This is a genomic window from Sorangium sp. So ce295, assembly GCF_051527405.1.
In the GTDB taxonomy this organism is placed as follows: domain Bacteria; phylum Myxococcota_A; class Polyangia; order Polyangiales; family Polyangiaceae; genus Sorangium; species Sorangium cellulosum_B.
Window position 1 is genome coordinate 4087329 of record NZ_CP150324.1, and the last position, 19697, is coordinate 4107025.

The 19697-nt window shown below is 72.2% G+C and carries 14 protein-coding genes and 2 tRNA genes; 8 read left to right on the forward strand and 8 right to left on the reverse strand.

Annotated features, from left to right (window positions below; genetic code table 11):
• Positions 1 to 20: 20 nt before the first annotated feature.
• A complete protein-coding gene (locus WMF11_RS15540; protein ID WP_437978012.1) occupies positions 21 to 4583 on the reverse strand; it encodes a DUF2339 domain-containing protein in 4563 nt (1520 codons plus the stop codon).
• A gap of 295 nt (positions 4584 to 4878) precedes the next feature.
• Between WMF11_RS15540 and WMF11_RS15545 the strand changes: the two genes are divergently transcribed.
• Complete coding sequence (locus WMF11_RS15545) at positions 4879 to 5145, forward strand: hypothetical protein (RefSeq protein WP_437552632.1); 267 nt, start codon at positions 4879 to 4881, stop codon at positions 5143 to 5145.
• 27 nt (positions 5146 to 5172) lie between these two features.
• Here WMF11_RS15545 and WMF11_RS15550 read toward each other — a convergent pair whose 3' ends face one another.
• Positions 5173 to 6060, reverse strand: a complete 888-nt coding sequence (locus WMF11_RS15550; RefSeq protein ID WP_437552634.1) for a DNA adenine methylase — start codon at positions 6058 to 6060, stop codon at positions 5173 to 5175.
• Between the two features lie 556 nt (positions 6061 to 6616).
• On the opposite strand from WMF11_RS15550, the gene WMF11_RS15555 reads away from it, so the two are divergent.
• Positions 6617 to 7588, forward strand: coding sequence for a hypothetical protein (locus WMF11_RS15555; protein WP_437909153.1), 972 nt, complete (start codon positions 6617 to 6619; stop codon positions 7586 to 7588).
• Between the two features lie 32 nt (positions 7589 to 7620).
• Here the strand turns inward: WMF11_RS15555 and WMF11_RS15560 are convergent, their stop codons facing one another.
• The 3 genes from WMF11_RS15560 to WMF11_RS15570 all read right to left on the reverse strand — a co-directional run bounded on the left by WMF11_RS15560 (position 7621) and on the right by WMF11_RS15570 (position 8663).
• The gene (locus tag WMF11_RS15560) at positions 7621 to 8331 is read right to left on the reverse strand and encodes an NUDIX hydrolase (RefSeq protein ID WP_437978013.1); all 711 of its coding nucleotides are present in this window, start codon (positions 8329 to 8331) and stop codon (positions 7621 to 7623) included.
• Between the two features lie 144 nt (positions 8332 to 8475).
• Positions 8476 to 8550: transfer RNA gene (locus WMF11_RS15565), tRNA-Glu, on the reverse strand.
• Positions 8551 to 8589: 39 nt separating this feature from the next.
• A tRNA-Gln gene (locus WMF11_RS15570) sits at positions 8590 to 8663 on the reverse strand.
• Positions 8664 to 9262: 599 nt separating this feature from the next.
• Here WMF11_RS15570 and groES point away from each other — a divergent pair.
• The 4 genes from groES (at position 9263) to WMF11_RS15590 (ending at position 12944) form a co-directional block, all read left to right on the forward strand.
• Entirely contained in the window at positions 9263 to 9559 is a 297-nt protein-coding gene (gene groES / locus WMF11_RS15575) for a co-chaperone GroES (RefSeq protein WP_012235412.1), read from the forward strand.
• A 68-nt stretch (positions 9560 to 9627) separates the two neighbouring features.
• Positions 9628 to 11316, forward strand: a complete 1689-nt coding sequence (groL, locus tag WMF11_RS15580; protein ID WP_437717766.1) for a chaperonin GroEL — start codon at positions 9628 to 9630, stop codon at positions 11314 to 11316.
• 199 nt (positions 11317 to 11515) lie between these two features.
• The gene (locus tag WMF11_RS15585) at positions 11516 to 12172 is read left to right on the forward strand and encodes a Crp/Fnr family transcriptional regulator (RefSeq protein ID WP_437552639.1); all 657 of its coding nucleotides are present in this window, start codon (positions 11516 to 11518) and stop codon (positions 12170 to 12172) included.
• A 4-nt stretch (positions 12173 to 12176) separates the two neighbouring features.
• Positions 12177 to 12944, forward strand: a complete 768-nt coding sequence (locus WMF11_RS15590) for an MBL fold metallo-hydrolase (protein ID WP_437552641.1) — start codon at positions 12177 to 12179, stop codon at positions 12942 to 12944.
• 217 nt (positions 12945 to 13161) lie between these two features.
• Here the strand turns inward: WMF11_RS15590 and WMF11_RS15595 are convergent, their stop codons facing one another.
• The 3 genes from WMF11_RS15595 to WMF11_RS15605 form a co-directional block, all read right to left on the reverse strand.
• Positions 13162 to 13980 carry a PP2C family protein-serine/threonine phosphatase gene (locus tag WMF11_RS15595; protein ID WP_437552642.1) on the reverse strand — a complete coding sequence of 273 codons (819 nt, stop codon included), beginning with the start codon at positions 13978 to 13980 and terminating at the stop codon, positions 13162 to 13164.
• A gap of 238 nt (positions 13981 to 14218) precedes the next feature.
• Entirely contained in the window at positions 14219 to 15856 is a 1638-nt protein-coding gene (locus WMF11_RS15600; RefSeq protein ID WP_437909155.1) for an FAD-dependent oxidoreductase, read from the reverse strand.
• A 4-nt stretch (positions 15857 to 15860) separates the two neighbouring features.
• The gene (locus WMF11_RS15605; protein ID WP_437978014.1) at positions 15861 to 17465 is read right to left on the reverse strand and encodes a polyamine aminopropyltransferase; all 1605 of its coding nucleotides are present in this window, start codon (positions 17463 to 17465) and stop codon (positions 15861 to 15863) included.
• Between the two features lie 107 nt (positions 17466 to 17572).
• Here WMF11_RS15605 and WMF11_RS15610 point away from each other — a divergent pair, with 107 nt between their 5' ends.
• Together WMF11_RS15610 and WMF11_RS15615 are read left to right on the forward strand one after the other, a co-directional pair.
• Positions 17573 to 19045 carry a DUF4178 domain-containing protein gene (locus WMF11_RS15610; RefSeq protein ID WP_437909157.1) on the forward strand — a complete coding sequence of 491 codons (1473 nt, stop codon included), beginning with the start codon at positions 17573 to 17575 and terminating at the stop codon, positions 19043 to 19045.
• Between the two features lie 310 nt (positions 19046 to 19355).
• On the forward strand, positions 19356 to 19664 hold the full coding sequence (locus tag WMF11_RS15615; RefSeq protein ID WP_157906673.1) for a hypothetical protein: 309 nt from the start codon (positions 19356 to 19358) through the stop codon (positions 19662 to 19664).
• The last annotated feature ends 33 nt before the right edge of the window (positions 19665 to 19697 follow it).

The following is a 19697-nucleotide window of genomic DNA, read 5'->3' on the forward strand; positions in this document are numbered from 1 at the left end:
CACGGCAACATGCGAGCACATCACGGCCTGGGCTCGCTGTCTTCTGTTCGCTGCCTCGGCGGCGCGGGGTCGTCGGGCGGCGCGCCTCGCTCCCGTTCCCCTCGCTCCCCTCGCTTCAGGAGCCGCGCGGCCCACAGCGAGAGCGCGAGCAACCCGACGGCCAGCGCGCCCCCGATCGGCGCGCGGTGCCGCTCGGTGAACGGAAGCTCGCGCGCGACCGGGGCGGCGCCGAGCTCCGGGTTCGCTGCTGCGGCGCCGAGCCTCGCGGCGGGGGGGCGCTCGCGCACGGTGGGGTCGAGCAGGTCGGCCAGATCGTAGCTCGGGCGCTTGCCGAGCGCGTCGCCGACGTAGAGCCGGTGCGGCCCCGGTCGCGCGGCGCGGAACACGATCTCCCGCGCCCGAACCTCGCCTTGCGCGCCCGAGAGGGAGAGCGGCGCCGAGTCCCCGTCGTGGATCGTGAGCCGGAGGAAGCGCTTCCGGGTCGGGCTCAGCGGGATCCGCGTCGACGCGAGCGAGGGCCCCGACTCGCCGCGCGGACGGATACGATGGATCAGGCCGCTCCCCACGGCGGGCCAGACCGCGCGGTACGTGGTCGAGGCGACGTCGACGCGGCGGCTGAACTCCGGCGTGGCGACGTCGAGGAGGACGGCCTCCAGCGGCGCGCCGTCGGCGCCGGCGTCGAGCGTGACGAGCGTCGTCTTCGCCTCGCTGTCCCGCTGCGTCTCGACGATCGCGAGCGGTAGCAGCGCGGGGGAGTCGGTGGGGGCCTGCGGCTCGCACGAGACGGCGCCGCCCGTGATCCGGACGTCCGCCGCCGCGCCGCGCGCCGGGGCGCCCTCGGGGACAAGGCGGATCCGGACCAGGGCGGCGCGCGAGAGGGGATAGCGGACCGACACGTGCTCGACCGTCTCCGAGCCCTGGGGGACGCGGTACACGTAGGCGCCGCGCGCGACCTCGCTGAGCGCCCTCGGATCCGCGCCGGTCTCGACCCGCGCCTCGCGGAGGAAGCTGCCGCCGGTGACGCTGAGCTCGACGCGGCAGTGGCGCGTGCCGGGCGCGTCGAGCGCCCAGGTCGCGTGCGCCACGCCGGCGGCGTCGACCCCCGGATCGAGCATCGTGGCCGCGATCCGCCCGGGGGCGTGCGCGGCGCCCGGCTCGCGGATCACGTAGGGCACCTCGGCGCCGTCGGGGCCTGCGATGCGGACGTCGGCGAGCACCTCTTCCGCGCGGCTCTCGCGGTAGAGGTCGAGATCGACGTCGACGCGGTGGTCGCCGGCGGCGTCCACGCCCTCGATGGGCCGGACGAGCGCGTGCCTCTCGGTCGGGAGCGCCGCGCCGGTCTGGGCCTCGGCGGGCCGCGCGAGGCTCATCGCCGCGAGCAGCGCGAGCGGCCCGGCCGCGCCCCGCGATCCGGCGCGCAGGAGCGTCACGAGGCGCCGGCCGAACCGCGCGTAGAGGAACCCTCCGCCGACGAGCAGCGCCCCGACGCCCGTGAAGAGGGCGATCTGGTAGATGCGCTCGACGTGCCAGACGTCCCAGGCAACGAGCTTCGCGATGGTGACGGCGAACAGGGAGAGCCCGGCGTAGCGATGGAAGGCGTCGCGCGCCGCGAACCCCGCGGTGAGCAGCGCGATCGCCGCGAGGGCGAGCACGAGCGTGGTCGCCATCGCGAGGCTGCCTTGCTGGCCCTCGAGGGCGGCGCGGTGCTGCACGGTGAGCTCGGCGAACTCGGCCGCGTCGAGCGGGGCAGGGGGGGCGGCGGGGAGCGCGGCGATCGCGCTCCGCACCTCGAGGACGACGGTCGTGATGAGCAGGGCATACCCTGCGCCCAGCGCCGTGACCGCGGCGCCGCGCAGCTCGGCGGGCGCGGCGTCCGGGGGGCGGGCGGCGTCTACGTCGCGCGCGAGCGCAGCGCGCGACAGCAGCCGCCCCGCGGCGAGCAGGGCGGCGCTCACGCCCGCGAACGCATAGGTCCTCGCGTTGAGCAGGACGGGAACCGCCATCGTCCCATCGCGGCCGTGCGTGGCGAACCAGGTCGTCACGAGCGCCTCGGCCTCGGCCCGATCCACGACGAGCGCCCGCGCGAGGGCGGCGGCGAAGAGCAGCAGGGTGACGGCGAGCCAGGCGCGCTCGCCGGTGCGCGCCGCGATCGCGGCCGCCACGGCCGCGAGGATGCTCCAGACCACGGTGACCGTCGCGCCGCCGAGCCCGAACGCGACGGCCGCGGCGAACAGGGCGAGCGCCTGTCCGAGGAGCAGGGCGATGCGATCGGCGGGGGGCGCGGCGCCCGCGCGGGTCACGCCGGCGCGGAGGAGCGCCGCGCCGAGCGCCAGGTCCAGGGCGCCGGCGCCCGCGGTGAGCAGCGCGCGGAGCGTCGGCGTGTCCTCCGGCGTGGCGCCGAGCGCGGCCGCGACGAACCCGAGCGTCGCCACGCACGCGGCGAGCGCGTCGGACCACGAGAGCGCCGGCGCGCCGGGCTCGCGCGGGCGCCGCGCCGAGGCGCCCGCGGCGCCGAGGAACACCAGCATGACGAGCGCCGATGCGCCGAGGAAGCTTGCATCGACGGCGTCGACGGCGTCGACGGCACCGGCGGCCGCCGAGGCGCCCGCGTCCGCCGGCGTGATCGCGAAATGCGCGGCCGCCGCGAGCGCGCCTGCCGAGACGATCGCCGCGGCGAGGAGCAGGGCGGGGAGCGCGGCGCGCGCGGCCGTCCACGCCGCGAGGGCGGCCGCGCCCGCGAGCGCGAGCGCGAAGAGCGCCGCATCGGCCTCGATCAACAGCATGCCCGCGGTGCAGGCGAAGAGCGCCGCGCCGGCGGAGCACGCGATGGCGGTCTTCCGATCGAGCTGGCGCGCGAGCCCGGCGCCGCGGAGCCACCCCGCGAGGTAGACGAGCGTCCAGGCCGCGACGAGCGCGACGAGCGTCGTCCGGTGCGCGGCGGGCGCGTCCGCGAACGTCGCCGCGAAGGCGAGGAAGGCGGCCCCCATCGGCGCCAGCAGCCAGGCGCTCTCCACCGGCGCGCGCAGGGCGACCAGCGCCGCGAGCGCGAGCGCGATGGCGGCGGCTGTGAGCGCGCGCGGCGCGTCGAAGAGCAGCGCGGTCGCGCCCGCGTGGGCGAGCACGAGCGCGGCGATGCTTGTCGCCGTGGCGTCCGCGCGCGCCGCGACGCGGAGGACGCCGGTCGCCGCCGCGCCGGTCGGCGCGGCGCTTCGATCGGGGCTCGAGGCGGGCGCGCGGCGCAGCCACAGCGCGCGCAGGATGCCCTGCGCCGCGGCGAGCGCGACGAACGCGAGGGGCGCCGCGCGCGCGGCGAGCGGGAAGTAGGGCCCCGGGAGCGCCTGCGCGGGCGAGTCGAGCCAGGGCGCCGCGTCCGGGTCTCCGCCGGCCGGGGCGGCGCTGGCGTCGAAGTACGTGGCGTACCAGCCCCAGAACAGCGCCGTATGGCCTGCGATCGCGAGCCACGGCGCGACGCGGAAGCCGAGCCTCGCTGCGACGGCGTGGGCGACGCTCGTCATGAGCAGGAGGTAGCCGAACAGGACGAGCGGCCGGTCCTGCCCCGTCGACAGCACGACGGGGTTGAGGAAGCCGGCGACGAGGCTGAGGACCAGGATGGCCTCGCCGCGGTGGCGGAGGGCGAGGCCTGCGCCGAGCAGGAGGAGCACCGTGTCCGCCGCGAATGCCGCGGGGATCGGGACGAGCTCGTACAGCGCGGCGCTCGCCCACACCGACGCGATCAGGACCGAGAGGCCGAGGCCGATGAGCGTGTGGACGAAGCGACGCTGCGCGCGCCCGCGGAGCACCTCGGCGATGGCGAGGAGCGCGGCGCCGATCGCGGCGCCGACAGCGACGCGCCCGAACGGCCCGATCCAGGCGTTGTCCGAGGCATATTTGAAGAAGAAGAGCGCGCCGAGCAAGAAGGTGGTCGCGCCTGCGCGGGTGAGCCAGGTGAGGCCGAGCCGCTCCTCGATGGAGGGTCGCTCCGGGGCCTCGCGGTGCGCGGCCGAGCCGGCGCCGGACGCGCTGGCGTCGAGCGTCGCCGCGGGGCGAAGCGCGCGAGGCATCGGAGGAGCAGCGGGACCCGGGAACGCGACCGCGGGGGGCGCCGCGGCCTCCGCGGCGGCGACCGCCGTGGACGCGACCGCCCGGGGCGCGGGGGCGGTCGGATGCGCGATCTCGGGAGGCGCGCCGGCGGTCGCCGCGTCGAGCAAGGGCGGCGCGCCGGCGGTCGCCATGTCGAGCGCGGGGGTCGCGCCGGCGGTCGCCGCGTCGAGCAAGGGCGGTGCACCTGCGCCCTCGGCGTCGAGCGCGGGTTGCGCCGCCGCTGGGGGCGGGAGCGCGCCCTGGGCAATCCGCTCTCGCTCCAGGCCGTGTGTGCTTCGAGGGCTCTCCGCCGCTGCGGCGAGCGCTGCGCGGCCGCGCTGTCCGGAGAGCTCGGCCACCCGGTGCTCCAGCGCGTGGATCCGCAGCAGCAGGTCCTCATTGCGCCGGTTGGCCCGGACGGCGAACACGAAGGCGACGAGCGGGGCAACCAGGAGATAGGCGACGAGCGCGAGCCCGAAGAAGACGACGATTCCTGCCCCCATGCATGCTTCGTAGCATGGGGTGCGCATCGCAGGCGCCGCCCGTCCGCGCGATGATGCCTGTGCTGTTCACGCTGCTCGCGCTGACGGCCCCATCGGAAGGCGAGGACCTTTCGGCGCGCGCTGGGATTCGGGTAAGGTGCATCCGCATGAGGAACACACGCCTGCCTGATCGCCGCGCGTCGGGCGCCTGCTATCTTCCCCGTGTTCCCGGACGGCGGCGTTGCTCGGGGGGGGAGCGCGGCCATTCGGGAACAGTTCTTCTGTCCTCTCGACCTTCTGCGCCGGAGACATCGCGATGGTGAAGCACCCGACCGTCTCTGCGTGGCAGCGGGATCACGAGGAAGGCGGTTATACGGCGGAGTTGCACGGCTGGACCTTGCGGGTCCGCTGGATACCCGAGCGTCCGGGTGAGGTCCGCGGCTTCGTGTGGGAGGCCGTCGATCCCTCGGGGAACAAGGTCACCTCGCGCGAGATCCACGAGGAGATCGAGGTGGCGATGGCGTACGCCGAGGAGCGCGCGGCGCCCGATCCGGAGAAGCACGAGGGCAAGACCGTCGATTGAGCCGCGCGCCGCGCGGCGGCGCCGGGCTCAGCCCGCCTTGTCTGCGGGCGCCGCCTTGCGGCTCCGCCTGGCGCCGTAGTTCCGGATCACGATCTCCCCCACGCGGCCTCTGGCGTCGCTCTTCGCGTTGATGCTCCGGAGCGCCGCGACGCGGTCGATCTTGAACCGCTTGTAGAGCGGCGGGATCTCCGGAACATCGGAGTTCGAGAGCATCACCTGGACGCCTCGCGCGTCGAGCTCGGCGAAGAGGGCGGCGAGGCGCTCCTGGTCGCGGAAGCCGAAGCCGCCCGCGCTGTAGGACGTGAAGTTCGCGGTCGACGAGACCGGCGAGTACGGCGGGTCCAGGTACACGAAGTCGCCTTCCTGGGCGTGGTCGAGCACGCGCTCGAAGTCGCGGACCTCGATCTCGACGCCCTGCAGCGCCGCCGAGCAGGCCCGCAGCTGGGGCGGGTTGCAGATGGCCGGCTTGACGTAGCGGCCGAAAGGCACGTTGAAGCGGCCGGCGCTGTTCACCCGGTAGAGCCCGTTGAACCCCGTCTTGTTCAGGAAGATGGTCCGCGCGGCGCGCTCGGGCAGCGAGAGCGAGGCGGGATCGACGTCGCGAACCTTGTAGTAGTGCGCCTCCTCGTAGGCGTGGCTGCCCAGCGCGGCGATCACCTCGTCGACCCGATCGCGCACCGCCCGGTAGCAGTCGATGAGCTCGGCGTTGACGTCCGTCAGCGCCGCGCGCTTCGGCTGCAGGCAGAAGAAGAGCGCGGCCCCCCCCATGAAGGGCTCGAAGTAGCGCCCGTAGGACGCGGGGAGGAGCGGCTGGAACTGGCGGAGCAGCTGGCCCTTGCCGCCCGCCCATTTGAGGAACGGGCGTGGCGTCACGGGCGCGTCGTCGTCGGGGTCGGTGACAAGGGCGGTGGTCATTGCGCAATACTGGACGCCAACCTACCAGGGCGCGCGATCGCCCTCAACCGCCGAAGGCCGCCGCGAGCGAGCGCGCTCGTCCGACGCGTCCGACGCGCCTCGCCGGTCCGCCCCCGACGCGCGGGTGCCCGGGGCCATGGGTCTCTCCAGGCTAGGTCTTTCTATGTCCATGCCGCGGCCCCGTCGGGCGGCGATGTGCCTTGAGATCGACAGTGGATGTTGGCCTGATTCGTTAGTGATTCCGATTGCTTGTAAGCATGCATGAGCGTGCGTGTCCCCGCTGGAGCGCTGCCCGGATCATGGCATGTCGCCGCTTGCGCGATCGCCGAGCAGGGATAAGTTGAAGTCTCGACACGCGGGCTGAACAGCCGCTGGTGGAGCGGCGCTCTCCCGCATTCGCGCACCGCCGCGTCAGGCCATCTCGCCGGTGGACCTGCGCGGCGCGGCAGGGGCTCGCTCGGGCGCTGGGCGCGGGCGTCCCGCGCCGGGTGGCGGCTCCTCGAGGGGCCGCCATTCGTGGCAGCCGCCGTTGCTTCTCGACAGGAGGGATGCCGCCATGATGCTTGCCTTCGACCTCGATCGCGACGACGCCCCGCAGCAGCGCGGCCCCGGTCCTGCGGACGGACCGGGTTGTTTCGGTGAAGCCGCGGACTACCGTGCTCAGCGGATCCTGTACGCCGCCCGCGACTGGATCGGCGAGCAGGACGGCATCACCACCGACGGCCGCTCGCTGATCCTGCTGCACGCCCAGCGGACGCCGCCGGAGCGGCGCGAGGCGCTCGTGCGCTGCTTCGAGCGCGTGATCCTGCACGCCCCCCGGCCGGAGCTCGCCGCGCTCTCGGCGTCGCTGCGCCAGGCGGGGCTCTCCGTGGACGAGGACCTCTCGGTGATGGGCGCCCCGGCCGGCGAGGTGCGCGCCGCCGTGCAGGGGCTCAGCCGGTTTCGCTCATTCCCGCCGGGCCTGCGCCTGTCCAGGGTGTCGCCGGACGACGACGATGCGTCGATCCGCGCGATCCAGGAGCTTCAGGCCGAGAGCGGCCACGCGCCGCTCCCGGGGTGGTACCTGCGCGGCGGCGAGGGGCGCTCCTTGACGCTCGCGCTGCGCGACGGCGCGGGGGCGCTGATCGGCTGCGCCACCCTGTGCGTCATGACGCGGCCACAGCCTGCCGAGATCGGCGGGCGCGAGGCGCTCGCCCAGCTCGGGCTGCTGGGCGCCCCGCCGCTCTGGATCTCCGACGTGGGCGAGGCGCCCTCGTGGACGGCCATGCCGATCTGCACCTCGCTGCGCGAGGACCACCGCGGGCGGGGGCTCGGGGCCCCCCTGCAGGCGGCGGCGCTCCGGGAAGGGCACGATCGCTTCGGGATCCGGTGGTTCTACGCGCTCGTCAGGGCCGGCGACGAGATCGCCAAGCGCATGAACGCGCGTTGCGGGCTCGCCCCGCACCGCGCCGAGGGGTTCCTCGTCGCGTCGGCGGTGCCCCCCGAGAAGCCCCGGCGGCCGGCGGACGGGCGCCGCGGCTCAGGCTGACAGCACGGGCGCGAGGAGAGAGCGCCGCCGTCCTAGCCGAGGAGCCACGGGGCCGGCGCCTCGCCCGCGAGGCGCCTGCGGATCGTGTCGAGCGCGCGCTCGAAGTAGCCGTCGCGCGCGACGACGAACTCATCGAGCCGCACGTCGCGCGGCTCGACCTTCACGGCGCCCGCGGCGTCCGGCGGCCGCCGCACGACGCCGCTCGCGCGGGGCACCTCGCCTCGGACGAGGCGCAGCGCCGCGCCGAGCGGGAGCGACAGCAGCGCGGTCACCTCGCGCGGATCGGGACGCAGCTCCTCGAGCGCGCGGCGGGTCGTCGCGAGCAGCACGTCCTGCAGCTCGCGATCGACGATGCCCGGCGCGTGATCGTCCTGGCTGCGGCGCGTGCCGAGCCGGACAACGTCGCGCGGCGAGAGCGGCAGGCCGATCTCCTCCTCCGCCTCGCGCAGCGCCCCAGCGAGATCCTCTCCGGCGCGGTAGTGCCCCGACACGGCGACCTCGAGCGCGCCGGGCCAGGTGTCCTTGTCGGGGCTGCGCTGCTGGAAGAGCACCCAGGGCTCCGCGGCGCTCCGGCCGCCGTCCGGCTCCAGGCCATCGGGCCCCCGCTCGAGGAGCACCCACACGTGAACGCTCCGGTGCCAGTCGCCGTCGCGGTGAACGAGCCTGCGCGCCTTGCGCACGCCGAGCGGCCGGCCGCCGTCATCGAGGAGGTCGAAGAGCTCCTCTTCGTCTTGCGCCGCCATGCGCCACAGGGTAGCGCAACGTGAACGGAGCAAGACGTCTTCGCTGATCTGCGTGCTCGCTCGTTCGATGACGCTGTGCTTCTTGCCGTGCCCGACGCACGACATCAGACGGAAGCAGCAGGAAACGAGGCGAGAGGTGTGAAGTGGCGATCCCAGCGGGAATCGAACCCGCGTTACCGGCGTGAGAGGCCGATGTCCTAACCGCTAGACGATGGGACCTTGTTCTGTGGAGAAGACCGACAGCAGAGCTGAGCGGCCTGGCTGGGGGACAAGGATTCGAACCTTGATAGCAAGAGCCAGAATCTTGCGTCCTGCCGTTAGACGATCCCCCAAGGGGTCAGCGCCGTGTTCATCAGCGCCACGGGCCGCGGAATCTACTCGGGCTGCCTGGATTGTCAAGCGATCAAAATCGGACCCGCCGAAGAAAAATGCTCACCGCCAAAAATCGCCCAGTTCTCGCGTGTTTCGAGCGACTCGGGCATCGAGCGAGCCCTTCCCCCTGCTCGGCTCCTCGCTCAACCCGCTCCGCCCTCGTTGTATGCCGTCCGTTGTCGTCGCGCTGATGCCATCGCGCTCTCGCCATAATCCGTCCGTACTGTCTTCGCACTCTCGGAGGGCTCGTCCCTGGGGAGGCTCCACGATGTCGCGACCGCGCTCTCGCCGTCGCCCGTCGCTTCTCCAGCCATCTCGGCTTCGCCGCCCTGGACTTTCGGCCCCGGAAAAGTCGCGGCTCCCTGCTGCGTGCCCTTGACGCGCCGGGTGACTGATTTACTTTCGGCCGCGGTTTAGCCACCGGCCTAGGAGAGTGCCAAGACACTGCGATGTCGGGCACTTAGCTCTCGTCGCGCGGGCGGATCGCCCCAGCGGGGGGGCGAACGGGACCTCCGGCGAGCCGATGGTCAGTCAACAAGCCGAGGACGAGGGAGCCAGCATGAAAATCAGGCCGCTGCAGGATCGGATTGTCGTCAAGCGCGTCGAGAGCGAGACGAAGACCAAGGGGGGCATCATCATCCCCGACGCCGCGAAGGAGAAGCCGATCGAGGGGCGCGTCGTCGCGGTGGGCAACGGCAAGGTCCTGAAGGACGGCAAGGTTCGCCCGCTCGATGTGAAGGTCGGGGACAAGGTGCTGTTCGGCAAGTACAGCGGCACCGAGGTGAAGCTCGACGGCGAGGAGCACGTGCTCATCCGCGAGGACGATGTGCTCGCCGTGACCGAGTCCGCCTCGTGAACCAGGTCTGAGGCAACCGAACGCAAGCGTTAGTACACGCGGCCGCGCGGCCGCGAGGGGATTGAGAGATGGCTGCGAAGCAGATCGTTTTTAGCCGCGGCGCCCGCGCCGCGATCCTCAAGGGCGTGAACACGCTCGCCGATGCGGTCAAGGTGACCCTCGGGCCGAAGGGGCGGAACGTCGTCATCGAGAAGAGCTGGGGCTCCCCGGTCGTGACGAAGGACGGCGTCACGGTCGCCAAGGAGGTCGAGCTCGCCGGCAAGCTCGAGAACATGGGCGCCCAGATGGTGCGCGAGGTCGCCTCGAAGACGAGCGACAAGGCCGGCGACGGCACGACGACGGCGACGGTGCTGGCGCAGGCGATCTTCGGCGAGGGCCTCAAGCTCGTCGAGGCCGGCCACAACCCGATGGATCTGAAGCGCGGCATCGACGCGGCGGTCGCGAAGGTCATCGAGGCGGTGCAGAAGGCCGCCAAGCCGACCAAGGACAAGGACCAGATCGCCCAGGTCGCCACGGTCAGCGCCAACGGCGACAAGGAGATCGGCCAGATCCTCGCCGACGCCATGGAGAAGGTCGGCAAGGAGGGCGTGATCACGGTCGAGGAGAACAAGCGCATGACGACGGAGCTCGAGACCGTCGACGGCATGCAGTTCGACCGCGGCTACCTCTCGCCCTACTTCGTGACCGACCCCGAGAAGATGACCGCGGTGCTCACGAACCCGCTCATCCTCGTGCACGAGAAGAAGATCTCGGCCATGGCCGACCTCCTGCCGCTGCTCGAGCAGGTGGTGAAGCAGGGGCGCGAGCTGCTCATCCTCTCCGAGGACATCGAGGGTGAGGCGCTCGCCACGCTCGTCGTGAACAAGCTGCGCGGCACGATCAAGGTCGCCGCCGTGAAGGCGCCCGGCTTCGGCGATCGCCGCAAGGACATGCTGAAGGACATCGCGATCCTCACGGGCGCGACGCCGTTCATGGAGGACCTCGGCCAGAAGCTCGAGAGCGCCACGGTGCGCGACCTCGGGACGGCCAAGCGGGTCGAGATCGACAAGGACAACACCGTCATCGTCGACGGCCAGGGCGACAAGACCGCCATCAAGGGCCGCATCGAGGCGATCCGCAAGCAGATCGCGGACACGGCGAGCGACTACGATCGCGAGAAGCTCCAGGAGCGGCTCGCGAAGCTCGCCGGCGGCGTCGCGGTGGTGAAGGTCGGCGCGGCGACCGAGGTCGAGATGAAGGAGAAGAAGGCGCGCGTCGAGGACGCGCTCCACGCGACCCGCGCGGCCGTCGAGGAAGGCATCGTGGTCGGCGGCGGCGTGGCGCTCTTCCGGGCGGCCGCCTCGCTGGAGTCGCTCAAGTTCAACGACGAGCGCGACGTCGGCGTGCGGCTCGTGCGCCGCGCCGTGGAGGCGCCGCTCCGCCAGATCGCCCAGAACGCGGGGGTCGACGGGACGGTGGTCGCGGAGAAGGTCCGGACGGGCGCGCCGACGTTCGGCTACAACGCCGCGACCGACTCGTACGAGGACCTGCTCGCCGGCGGCGTCATCGATCCCGCCAAGGTCGTGCGGCACGCGCTCTCCAACGCGGCCAGCGTCGCCGCGCTGATGCTCACGACCGAGGCCCTCGTCGCCGAGAAGCCCAAGAAGGAGAAGGCCGCGGGCGGCGGGGCTCCCGGCGGCATGGGCGGCATGGGGGGTATGGGCGGCATGGGGGGTATGGGCGGCATGGGCGGCATGGGCGACTTCGACATGGGTTGATCGCCTGTCCGCGCCGCTCTCGGGCTGCCGCCGCCTCCGCGCGGCGGCCCGCCGGGCGCGCTGCCCCGACGAAGCGGGCCGAGGGGCCCTCCAAAGCATGCTGGCTTGGGGGGCCCCTCGCGTTTTGTGTTTTGTGAGCGCCAGCGCTCTTGCCCGGGTTTTTGACCCGCGGTCACGTGGGGCGCTAGACTCCCGGGCAATGTCGGAGTCGTCGTTCGCCCGCTATGGCCGCGAGTACGTGCCGGGCGACGTGCTCTTTCGTGAGGGTGACTCCGGCGACGTCATGTTCGTCATCCAGTCGGGCGCCGTGCGGATCACGAAGTCGGTCGTCGGCGAGGACAAGGTGCTCGCGGTGCTCGGGCCCGGCGAGTTCGTCGGCGAGATGGCGATCTTGAACGGCAAGCCCCGGAACGCGACGGCGACGGTGAGCGAGCCGTCCCGCTGCCTCGTGATCGACGCGCGTAAGCTGGAGGTCATGCTGCAGCGCGACGTCGAGATAGCGCTCCGTCTCCTCAAGAAGCTGGCGAAGCGGCTCGACGCGGCGAACTCGCTCGTCGAGATCCTCATGCACCGTGACCCGAAGGCGCGCGTGATGCTGGCGCTCGCGCGCCACGCCGAGGCCTTCGGAGAGGAGACGCCTGAAGGCATACGCGTCCGCTCCTCTCCCGAGGACATCGCGCGCGAGGTCGACGTCGAGCAAGAGACGGTGGACGAGGTGATGAAGCGGCTCCGCCGGCTGAAGCTCCTCTCGTACGGGCCGCCTGGACCCGCGGCGATCATGGTGACCGACATGCGCAGGTTCAGGGATTTCATTGAGTTCCTGGACATGCCGCAGAAGTTCGGCGGAGAGAGCTGAACCAGTGGAGCTGCGTGTCATCGGCTGCCACGGCGGGGAGACCCCCAGGCATCGCACGTGCGCGTTCGTCGTGGACGACATCCTCGCGATCGACGCCGGCTCGCTGACCAGCGGGCTCGAGGTGAAGGACCAGGCGCGGATCGAGGCGTGCCTGGTGAGCCACGCGCACCTCGATCACATCCGCGACCTGGCCACGATCGCGGACAACCGCTGCCAGCTCGGGTGCCCGCCGCTCGTGATCGCGGGCACGCGCGAGACGCTGCGGACGCTCAAGAAGCACTTCTTCAACAACGTGCTCTGGCCCGATTTCGCGGTCATCCCGAGCGCCGGGCAGCCGACCATCCAGTACCTCGAGCTCAAGCCGGAGCGCCCCACGCCGGTCGCCGGTCGGCTCGTGCGCGCGGTCCACGTGACGCACACGATCGACGCGTCGGCGTTCGTGATCGAAGGGGACGGCGGCGCGATCGCGTACAGCGGCGACACCGGGCCCACGGAGCGGCTGTGGGAGGTGCTGAACCAGCAGCAGGACCTCCGCGCGCTGCTGATGGAGGTCAGCTTCCCCAACCGGGAGCAGCGCCTCGCCACCGTGAGCGGCCACCACACGCCGCAGACGCTCGCCCTCGAGCTCCAGAAGTTCCGCGCGCCGAGGGATCTGCCGACGATGCTCTACCACATCAAGCCGGTCTTCCAGGCCGAGGTGGAGCGGGAGTGCGCCGCGCTGAAGGGGCTGAACCTGGAGGTCCTTCAGCTCATGGATCACTTCGTCCTGTAGCCGACGCATCGCCGACGCATCGGGGCGGGGCGTCCGGAGCGTGGTGCGCGCGCGGGTAATGGCGGCGCTCCGCTCGACGCGATCGTGGGGCCGAGCTGTCCTGTCCGAGGGGGATCGCTCGCTGGTCCGGGCGAGATCGCGCCGCGCAGGGGTGAGGCCTGCGCGGCGGCGGTGTCGGGAGCTCGCGCGCGACCGCAGAGCGGCGCGCCGCGGCGGGCTAGCGGCTTTCCTGGGTGGGCTCGTCGTTGAAGGGGCGCTTGCCGTCAGGCACCTCTTCGACGCGGGCGAGGACGACCGTGATGTTGTCGGTGCCGCCGAAGTAGTTCGCCCGATCGATGAGCGCCGTGCACGCAGCGTCCAGCGAGCCGCTGGACATCACGAGCTCGAGGATCTGATCGTCGCTCACCAGCCCGGACAGGCCGTCCGAGCAGAGGAGGTACACGTCACCGTGCCGCGTCTCGTCCGTCACGAGATCGACGAGGACGTCCTCGCGGATGCCGAGCGCGCGCGTGATGACGTTGGCCGGCAGCTGCCTGACCTCCTCCTCGGTCATCCACGGCGCCATGTGCGCCGCGTCGCTGACGAGCGAGTGATCGCGGGTGAGCTGCGTGATCTGGCTGTCGCGCAGGCGATAGCAGCGGCTGTCCCCGACGTGACCCACCGTCACGTGCTCGGCGTCCTTGGAGAACATCGCCGCCACGATCGTCGTGCCCATGCCGAAGTCGGCGAGCGTCTTGAGCGAGCGATCGAAGATGCGCCGGTTCGCCAGCCTGAGGCCGGTGACGACGTAGTTCTCCTCCTCGGTCAGGTTCGGATCGGCAGGGAAAGGCCAGGTGGCGTCCCTCCCCACCGTCACGGACAAGAAGTCCGAGAGCGTGCTCACGGCAAGCTGGCTCGCGACGTCGCCCGAGCGGTGTCCGCCCATTCCATCCGCCACGGCCACGACACGGTACTCCTCGCTGACGAGGAGGTTGTCCTCATTGTGGTCCCGGAGGAGCCCGGTATCCGTCATCCCGGCAAACCGGGTCCGCAACATGGGCAGAGAGTAGACGCGGAGCAGGGGGGCAGCGCAAGTTCAAGGCGAGGGCAAAGCTGAAATCCTGGGCTGGATCTCCCACAGCGGCCGCTCCATGGCCGCTGGAAGCGGCCGGCGGCAGGGGTAAAGGACCGTTCCGGAGGCGCCCGCTCGCCGGACGCACTTTGCTCTTGAAAGATGAGAGAGGACGTGGGGTTCCCCGCCGCGCGGCGCGCGCCGAGGCGACGGGCGATCGAGCTCAGAGCCAGCTCTCGCCGATCGCGATCCCCGCCGAGGCCGCGATCGCCTCGGCGGCGCGCACGCCGCAGGCCTGCGCCTCCTCGAAGAGCGCCATCCCCGGCTGATCGACGTGGGCCCAGGCGACGCGCTCGGACAGCGCGCAGCGCGGCTCGAACGGCCGCGGGCCGAGGAAGCCGGGGCGCGGGCGCGGCATCGCGTGCCCCCAGATCATGACGTCCATCCGCTCGACGTCGTCGCGCAGGTGCGGGTGCGCCGGCGCGAGATCGCGCAGCACGCCGTCGGCGAGCGACGCCCACGGCGCGCGGAGCAGCGCCGCGCGCGCGGCGGCGACGTCCGGCCCGCCGAAGGCGCGGTAGTACGTCAGCACGGTGCGCTGCACCGGCGTCGCGAGGCGCGACCGCTGCGTCGTCGCCGCCGCGAGATCGGTGAGCTGGTGGCGCGCGTCGACGTAGCCGAGCCCCTCCGCGCCGTAGAGGACGGAATCCCACGCGTGGTTGGGATCGATGGGCCGCTCGACGTGCAGGTTCGCCACGAGCCACGCCGACGCGACCCGCTCCGGCAGCTCGCCCGCCGCGCCCCCCGCGAAGATCCGGCGCACGACGAACGCCGGCGCCGCGAGGATCGCCGCGCGGGCCTCGATACGGCGCGCCTCGCCGCGCTGCACGTCGACGTAGTCGATCTCGACGCGGCCGCTCGGCTGCGGGCGCACCGACGTGACGAGCGCGCCGAGCGACACGCGCGGCGCCGCGCGCTCGAGCAGCGCCTTCACGAGCCGGCCGTTGCCCTCGGGCCAGACGAGGTAGCGGCTGCCCGCGAGCTCGGGCGCGCGCGCCTTGCGCCCCGCGAAGTAGTGCAGCCCCGCCCAGGCCGAGATCTCCTCGGGCTCGCCGCCGAAGTCGTCGAGCATCGCGTAGCGCACGTACCAGCGCACGAACGGCGTGCGGTACCCCTCGCGATCGAGCCACGCCGCCATGCTCATCCGGTCGAGCCGGAGGAGCTCGGGGTCGCGCGAGGAGCGATCGAGCGGGATCTGGAACGCCGGGCGCCCGTCGCTGCCGGTGAGCTCCGTGAGCTCCTCCTCGAGCGCGTGGAACCTCTCGAGCTCGTCCAGCGCCTCGCTCGAGAGCGCGTCGACCGGCGCGAGGCCGCTGTGCCACGCGCCCTCGTAGAACAGCCGCTCGCCCGGCGCGTGGCACAGCCGCCTCGGATCGAACACGGGGCGCCCCGCCGCGTCCCACCCCGTGACGACGCCCATCTGATCGAGCAGCCGAAGCGTCGCGCGCGCCTCGACGTTCGGCGCGGCGAGGTAGTGCGCGCCCCACGGGTGCGGCACGACGCCGTCGTCGCCCCACGCGCTCGTGCCGCCCGGCCTCGGCTCGAGCTCGAGGACCCGCAGATCGAGCCCGGCGCCGGCGAGCCGCCACGCGGCCGACAACCCGCTCACCCCGCCGCCGACGATCACGACGTCCGCGCGCTCGGCGGGGCCGCTCGCCGCGGGGAGCGGGCCGCCGCGGAGCAGGTGGCCCGCGCCGTGGGCCGCGCCGACGATCTCGCCGGCGAGCGGCGCGCGCCCCGGCGCGGCCGTGTGCACGACCCAGCCCGCGGCCACGGAGCTCAGGAAGCCGCGGCGGTTCACCGGATCACCGGGTCCACTCGGCCCACTCGCGCGTGTACACGGAGACGAGCTTCTGGTCGTTCAGCCGGTTGATCGGCGCCTCGACGCGGCCGAGATCGCGGGGGAACCGGAAGAGCTCCGGCAGGCCGCTCGAGTCGAGGTAGCGGAGCCTCGACGGATCGATCCGGAGGGCGCCGGGCGCGGCGAGCCCCTCGCCGCCCGCCAGGATGAAGCCCCACTCGCCGAAGCTCGGCACGTAGACGTGGAGCGGCGCGGTCTTGAAGCCGGCCGCCTCGAGCGTCGTCACGACGCTCCAGAACGACTCGCGCGCGTAGTGGGGCGACGTCGCCTGGACGACGGCGAGCCCGCGCACGGAGAGCCGCTGCCGGAGCAGGTGATAGAAGGCGTCCGTGTACAGCTTGCCGACGGCGTAGTTGCCGGGATCGGGGAAGTCGACGATCGCGAGATCGAACGACTCGGTCGACTCCTCAAGGTACTTGAACGCGTCCTCGTTGCGGACGGCGACGCGCGGGTCGTGCAGCGAGCCCTGGTTCAGGTCCGCGGCGAGCGGCAGATCGCGGAAGGCGCTGGTGACCGCGCCGTCGAGGTCGACGAGCAGGATCTGCTCGACCGACGGGTAACGGAGCAGCTCGCGCGCGGCGAGCCCGTCGCCGCCGCCGAGGATCAGCGCGCGCCGCGGCTCGCGCCCCAGCGCGGCGACGGCCGGGTGCACGAGCACCTCGTGGTACCGGTGCTCGTCGTCCGACGAGAACTGCAGGTTGCCGTTGAGGAAGAGGCGCGTCGTGCGCGGGCTCCTCGTGATGACGAGGCGCTGGTACGGCGACTGGGCGGCGTAGACGATGGGCGCCCCGAAATAGAGCGCCTCCGAGCGCTCGACGAACCGCGAGACGAGCGCGAAGGCGACCCCGAGCCCGGCGATCACGATCAGGCAGAGCGCCCGCAGCCGGACGATGACGGCGCGATCGAGCGGGAACAGGAAGGTGCTCGTGAGCGCGACGGCCGCGTTGAGCACGCCGAAGAACAGGCTCGTCTGGTGGATCCCGAGGCGGGGCAGGAGGAGCGAGGGGAAGAGCAGGCTCGCGGCCAGCGCGCCGATGTAGTCGAGCGTGAGCACGCGCGCGACGAGCCGCTTCAGATCCAGCGAGAAGTTGAGCAGCCGGATGAGCAGCGGGATCTCGAGCCCCACGAGCATCCCGATGAGCAGCACGAGCGAGTAGAGCAGCGCGCGGAACGACCCGAGCGCGGTGTAGACCCGGAAGAGCATCGGCGCGGAGAGCCCCCCGACCAGCGCGAGGCCGAGCTCGATCTCGACGAAGCGCTCGAGGAGCCGGCTCTCGATGTACTGGGAGAGGTACGAGCCGATCCCCATCGCGAACAGGTAAAGGCCGATGACGAAGCTGAACTGCGTCACCGAGTCGCCGAGGACGTAGCTCGCGAGCGTGCCGGTGATGAGCTCGTAGACGAGCCCCGACGTGGCGATGACGAACACGCTCGCGAGGAGCGCCGGGTGCACGAGCCGGGGCAGCGGCTGCGCCGCAGGGAAGGGCGCCGGAGCGTCCCCGGGAGGGGCGCCCCGAGCGCCCGCAGGGCTCTCCTCGACGGCCGGCATCGGCGCGGTCCTAGCACCGCTCGCGCTGGACCACAGCCTGTTCGGGCTCGCCGGCGCACCTGAAACGCTTCCTCTTTCGTCGTCGAGGCTTCTAGTATGGTGCTCGCGTGAGCACGCCCTTCGACCGAGCAGCCGCGTGCCCCTCCTGCGGCGCGCCGATCACGTTTCGCTTCGCAGGCGCGATGGCGCAGGTGTGCAAGCACTGCAAATTCGTCGTCGCGCGCACCGATCGGGATCTCCGCGCCGTCGGGCGCGTCGCCGACCTGGTCGAGATTCCCACGCCCCTCCAGCTCGGCGTCACCGGGCGCTGGGGCAACGAGCCGTTCGTGGTCGACGGCCGCGTCCAGCTCGATCGGGCCAGCGCGCCGGGCGCGCCCTGGCAGGAGATCTTCGTCGCGTTCCCGGCCAGCGGCCGCTGGACGTGGGTCGCGTTCGCCCAGGGGCGCTGGTACGCCACCACCGAGGCGCCGCTCCCGATGAACGGGCTGCCGCCGTGGAGCTCCCTCCAGCCGGGCGGCCGTGTCCACCTCGAGGGGCACGGCATGTTCACCGTCGTCGAGGTCGGCCGCCGGCGCGTGATCTCGGCCGAAGGAGAGATGCCCTACGTCGCCGCGCCGGGCGTGGTGACGGGCTTCGCCGATATCGCGGGGCCGAGGGGCGAGTTCGGGACGCTCGACTACGGCGACGGGCGGACGATCCCGCCCAAGCTCTACCTGGGCCGGCAGATCGACCCGGCCATCATGCAGCTCGACACCGGGGCCCCCGTGGACCAGCCCACGGCGCAGGTGTCGGCCGTCGTGTGCCCGAACTGCGGCGGCAACCTGCCGCTCGCCGCGCCCGGCACCACGGAGCGCATCGTCTGCCGGTACTGCGGTACTGCGAGCGATCTCACGAAGGGCACGCTCGTCGCGCTCGGCCAGGTCCCCAGGCCGCCCATGGAGCCGTACGTCCCGCTCGGCGCCGAGGGCCAGCTCCGCGGCATGCGCGTGCTCTGCATCGGCTTCGTCATCCGGGGCTGCACCGTGGAAGGCGAGCGTTACCGCTGGCGCGAGTACCTGCTCTACGGCGGACCGAGCGTTGGCTACCTGTGGCTCATGGAAGAGGACGGGGCGTGGCAGCTCGTGACGCCTCTCTCGCCCGGCGAGGTCCAGCCGATGGGCTCGACGGCGAGCTATCAAGGGCGGACGTATGCGCTGAAGCAGAGCGTCCACGCCGAGGTGGAATACGTCATCGGCGAGTTCTACTGGAAGGTCGAGATCGGCGAGGCCGTGCAGGCCACCGAGTACCAGGGCGAGGGCGGCAAGGTCAGCATCGAGCAGGCCCCGACCGAGGTGAGCGTGTCGTTCTGCTCACCGCTTCCAGGGAAGGAGCTCGCCGCCGCCTTCCACCTGCCACCCCCGCCGAGCCCCTCGTTCGGTGACGGGACGAGCGCCGGAGCCGGCCGGATCGTCGTCATCGTCGTCGTCGTCATCGTCGTCCTCCTCATTCTCATCGCGCTCAGCGACTGCGGTGGGGGGGGCGGCGGCGTCCTCTTCATTCCGAGCGGGGGCGGCAGCCCGAGCTTCGGCGGCGGGAAGTGATCCAGCTCCACTGCTCGATTCGGCTACGCATGAAATGAACGGCATGTGCCGGTGCGTCTTTTGCGATCCCGGCTGGTGTCGAGTCGGGCACGTGCAGCACTGGACATATCTATGTCCACCTCGGTGGAAAGGCGACATCGCGTCGAGCGGAGCGGTCGGATTCGGGCAGATGATGGTCGGTTTCGGGTATCGACCCGCTCCGGCCGCCGCCGTCGATCGAGTAATTCCAATGGGTTACACGCTGGCTCACGGCGGCCCGTGACGTGCAATGTGCCGTCCGACGCCGGTGGTGGACCGGCGGCGGAGGCCCATGCAAACGGTGAATTCGATCGACCCGCACGCACAGCTGCGTGCGCTCTACATCTCCCTGCTCCGAAACCAGGAGCACTTCGACGAGTTCAAGCAGCTGCTCGCCCTCTACGTCGTCGCGCCCGAGGCAGATGAGGAGCCGGTGGACGCGGCCAGGATCCGCGCGCAGCTCAACGGCCGCATCCGCTCCTGGATCGGCGGCTTCTTCGATGGGCTGAGCGCCTCCCAGGTGCTCCAGTGGCGCGCGATCGTGGTCGAGGAGCGCTTCAACGTGTGCCTGTCGCCCTGGAAGGAGTCGAACGTCTATTGATGCTGCGGCGCAGGCGACAGGCGGGGTTGCACC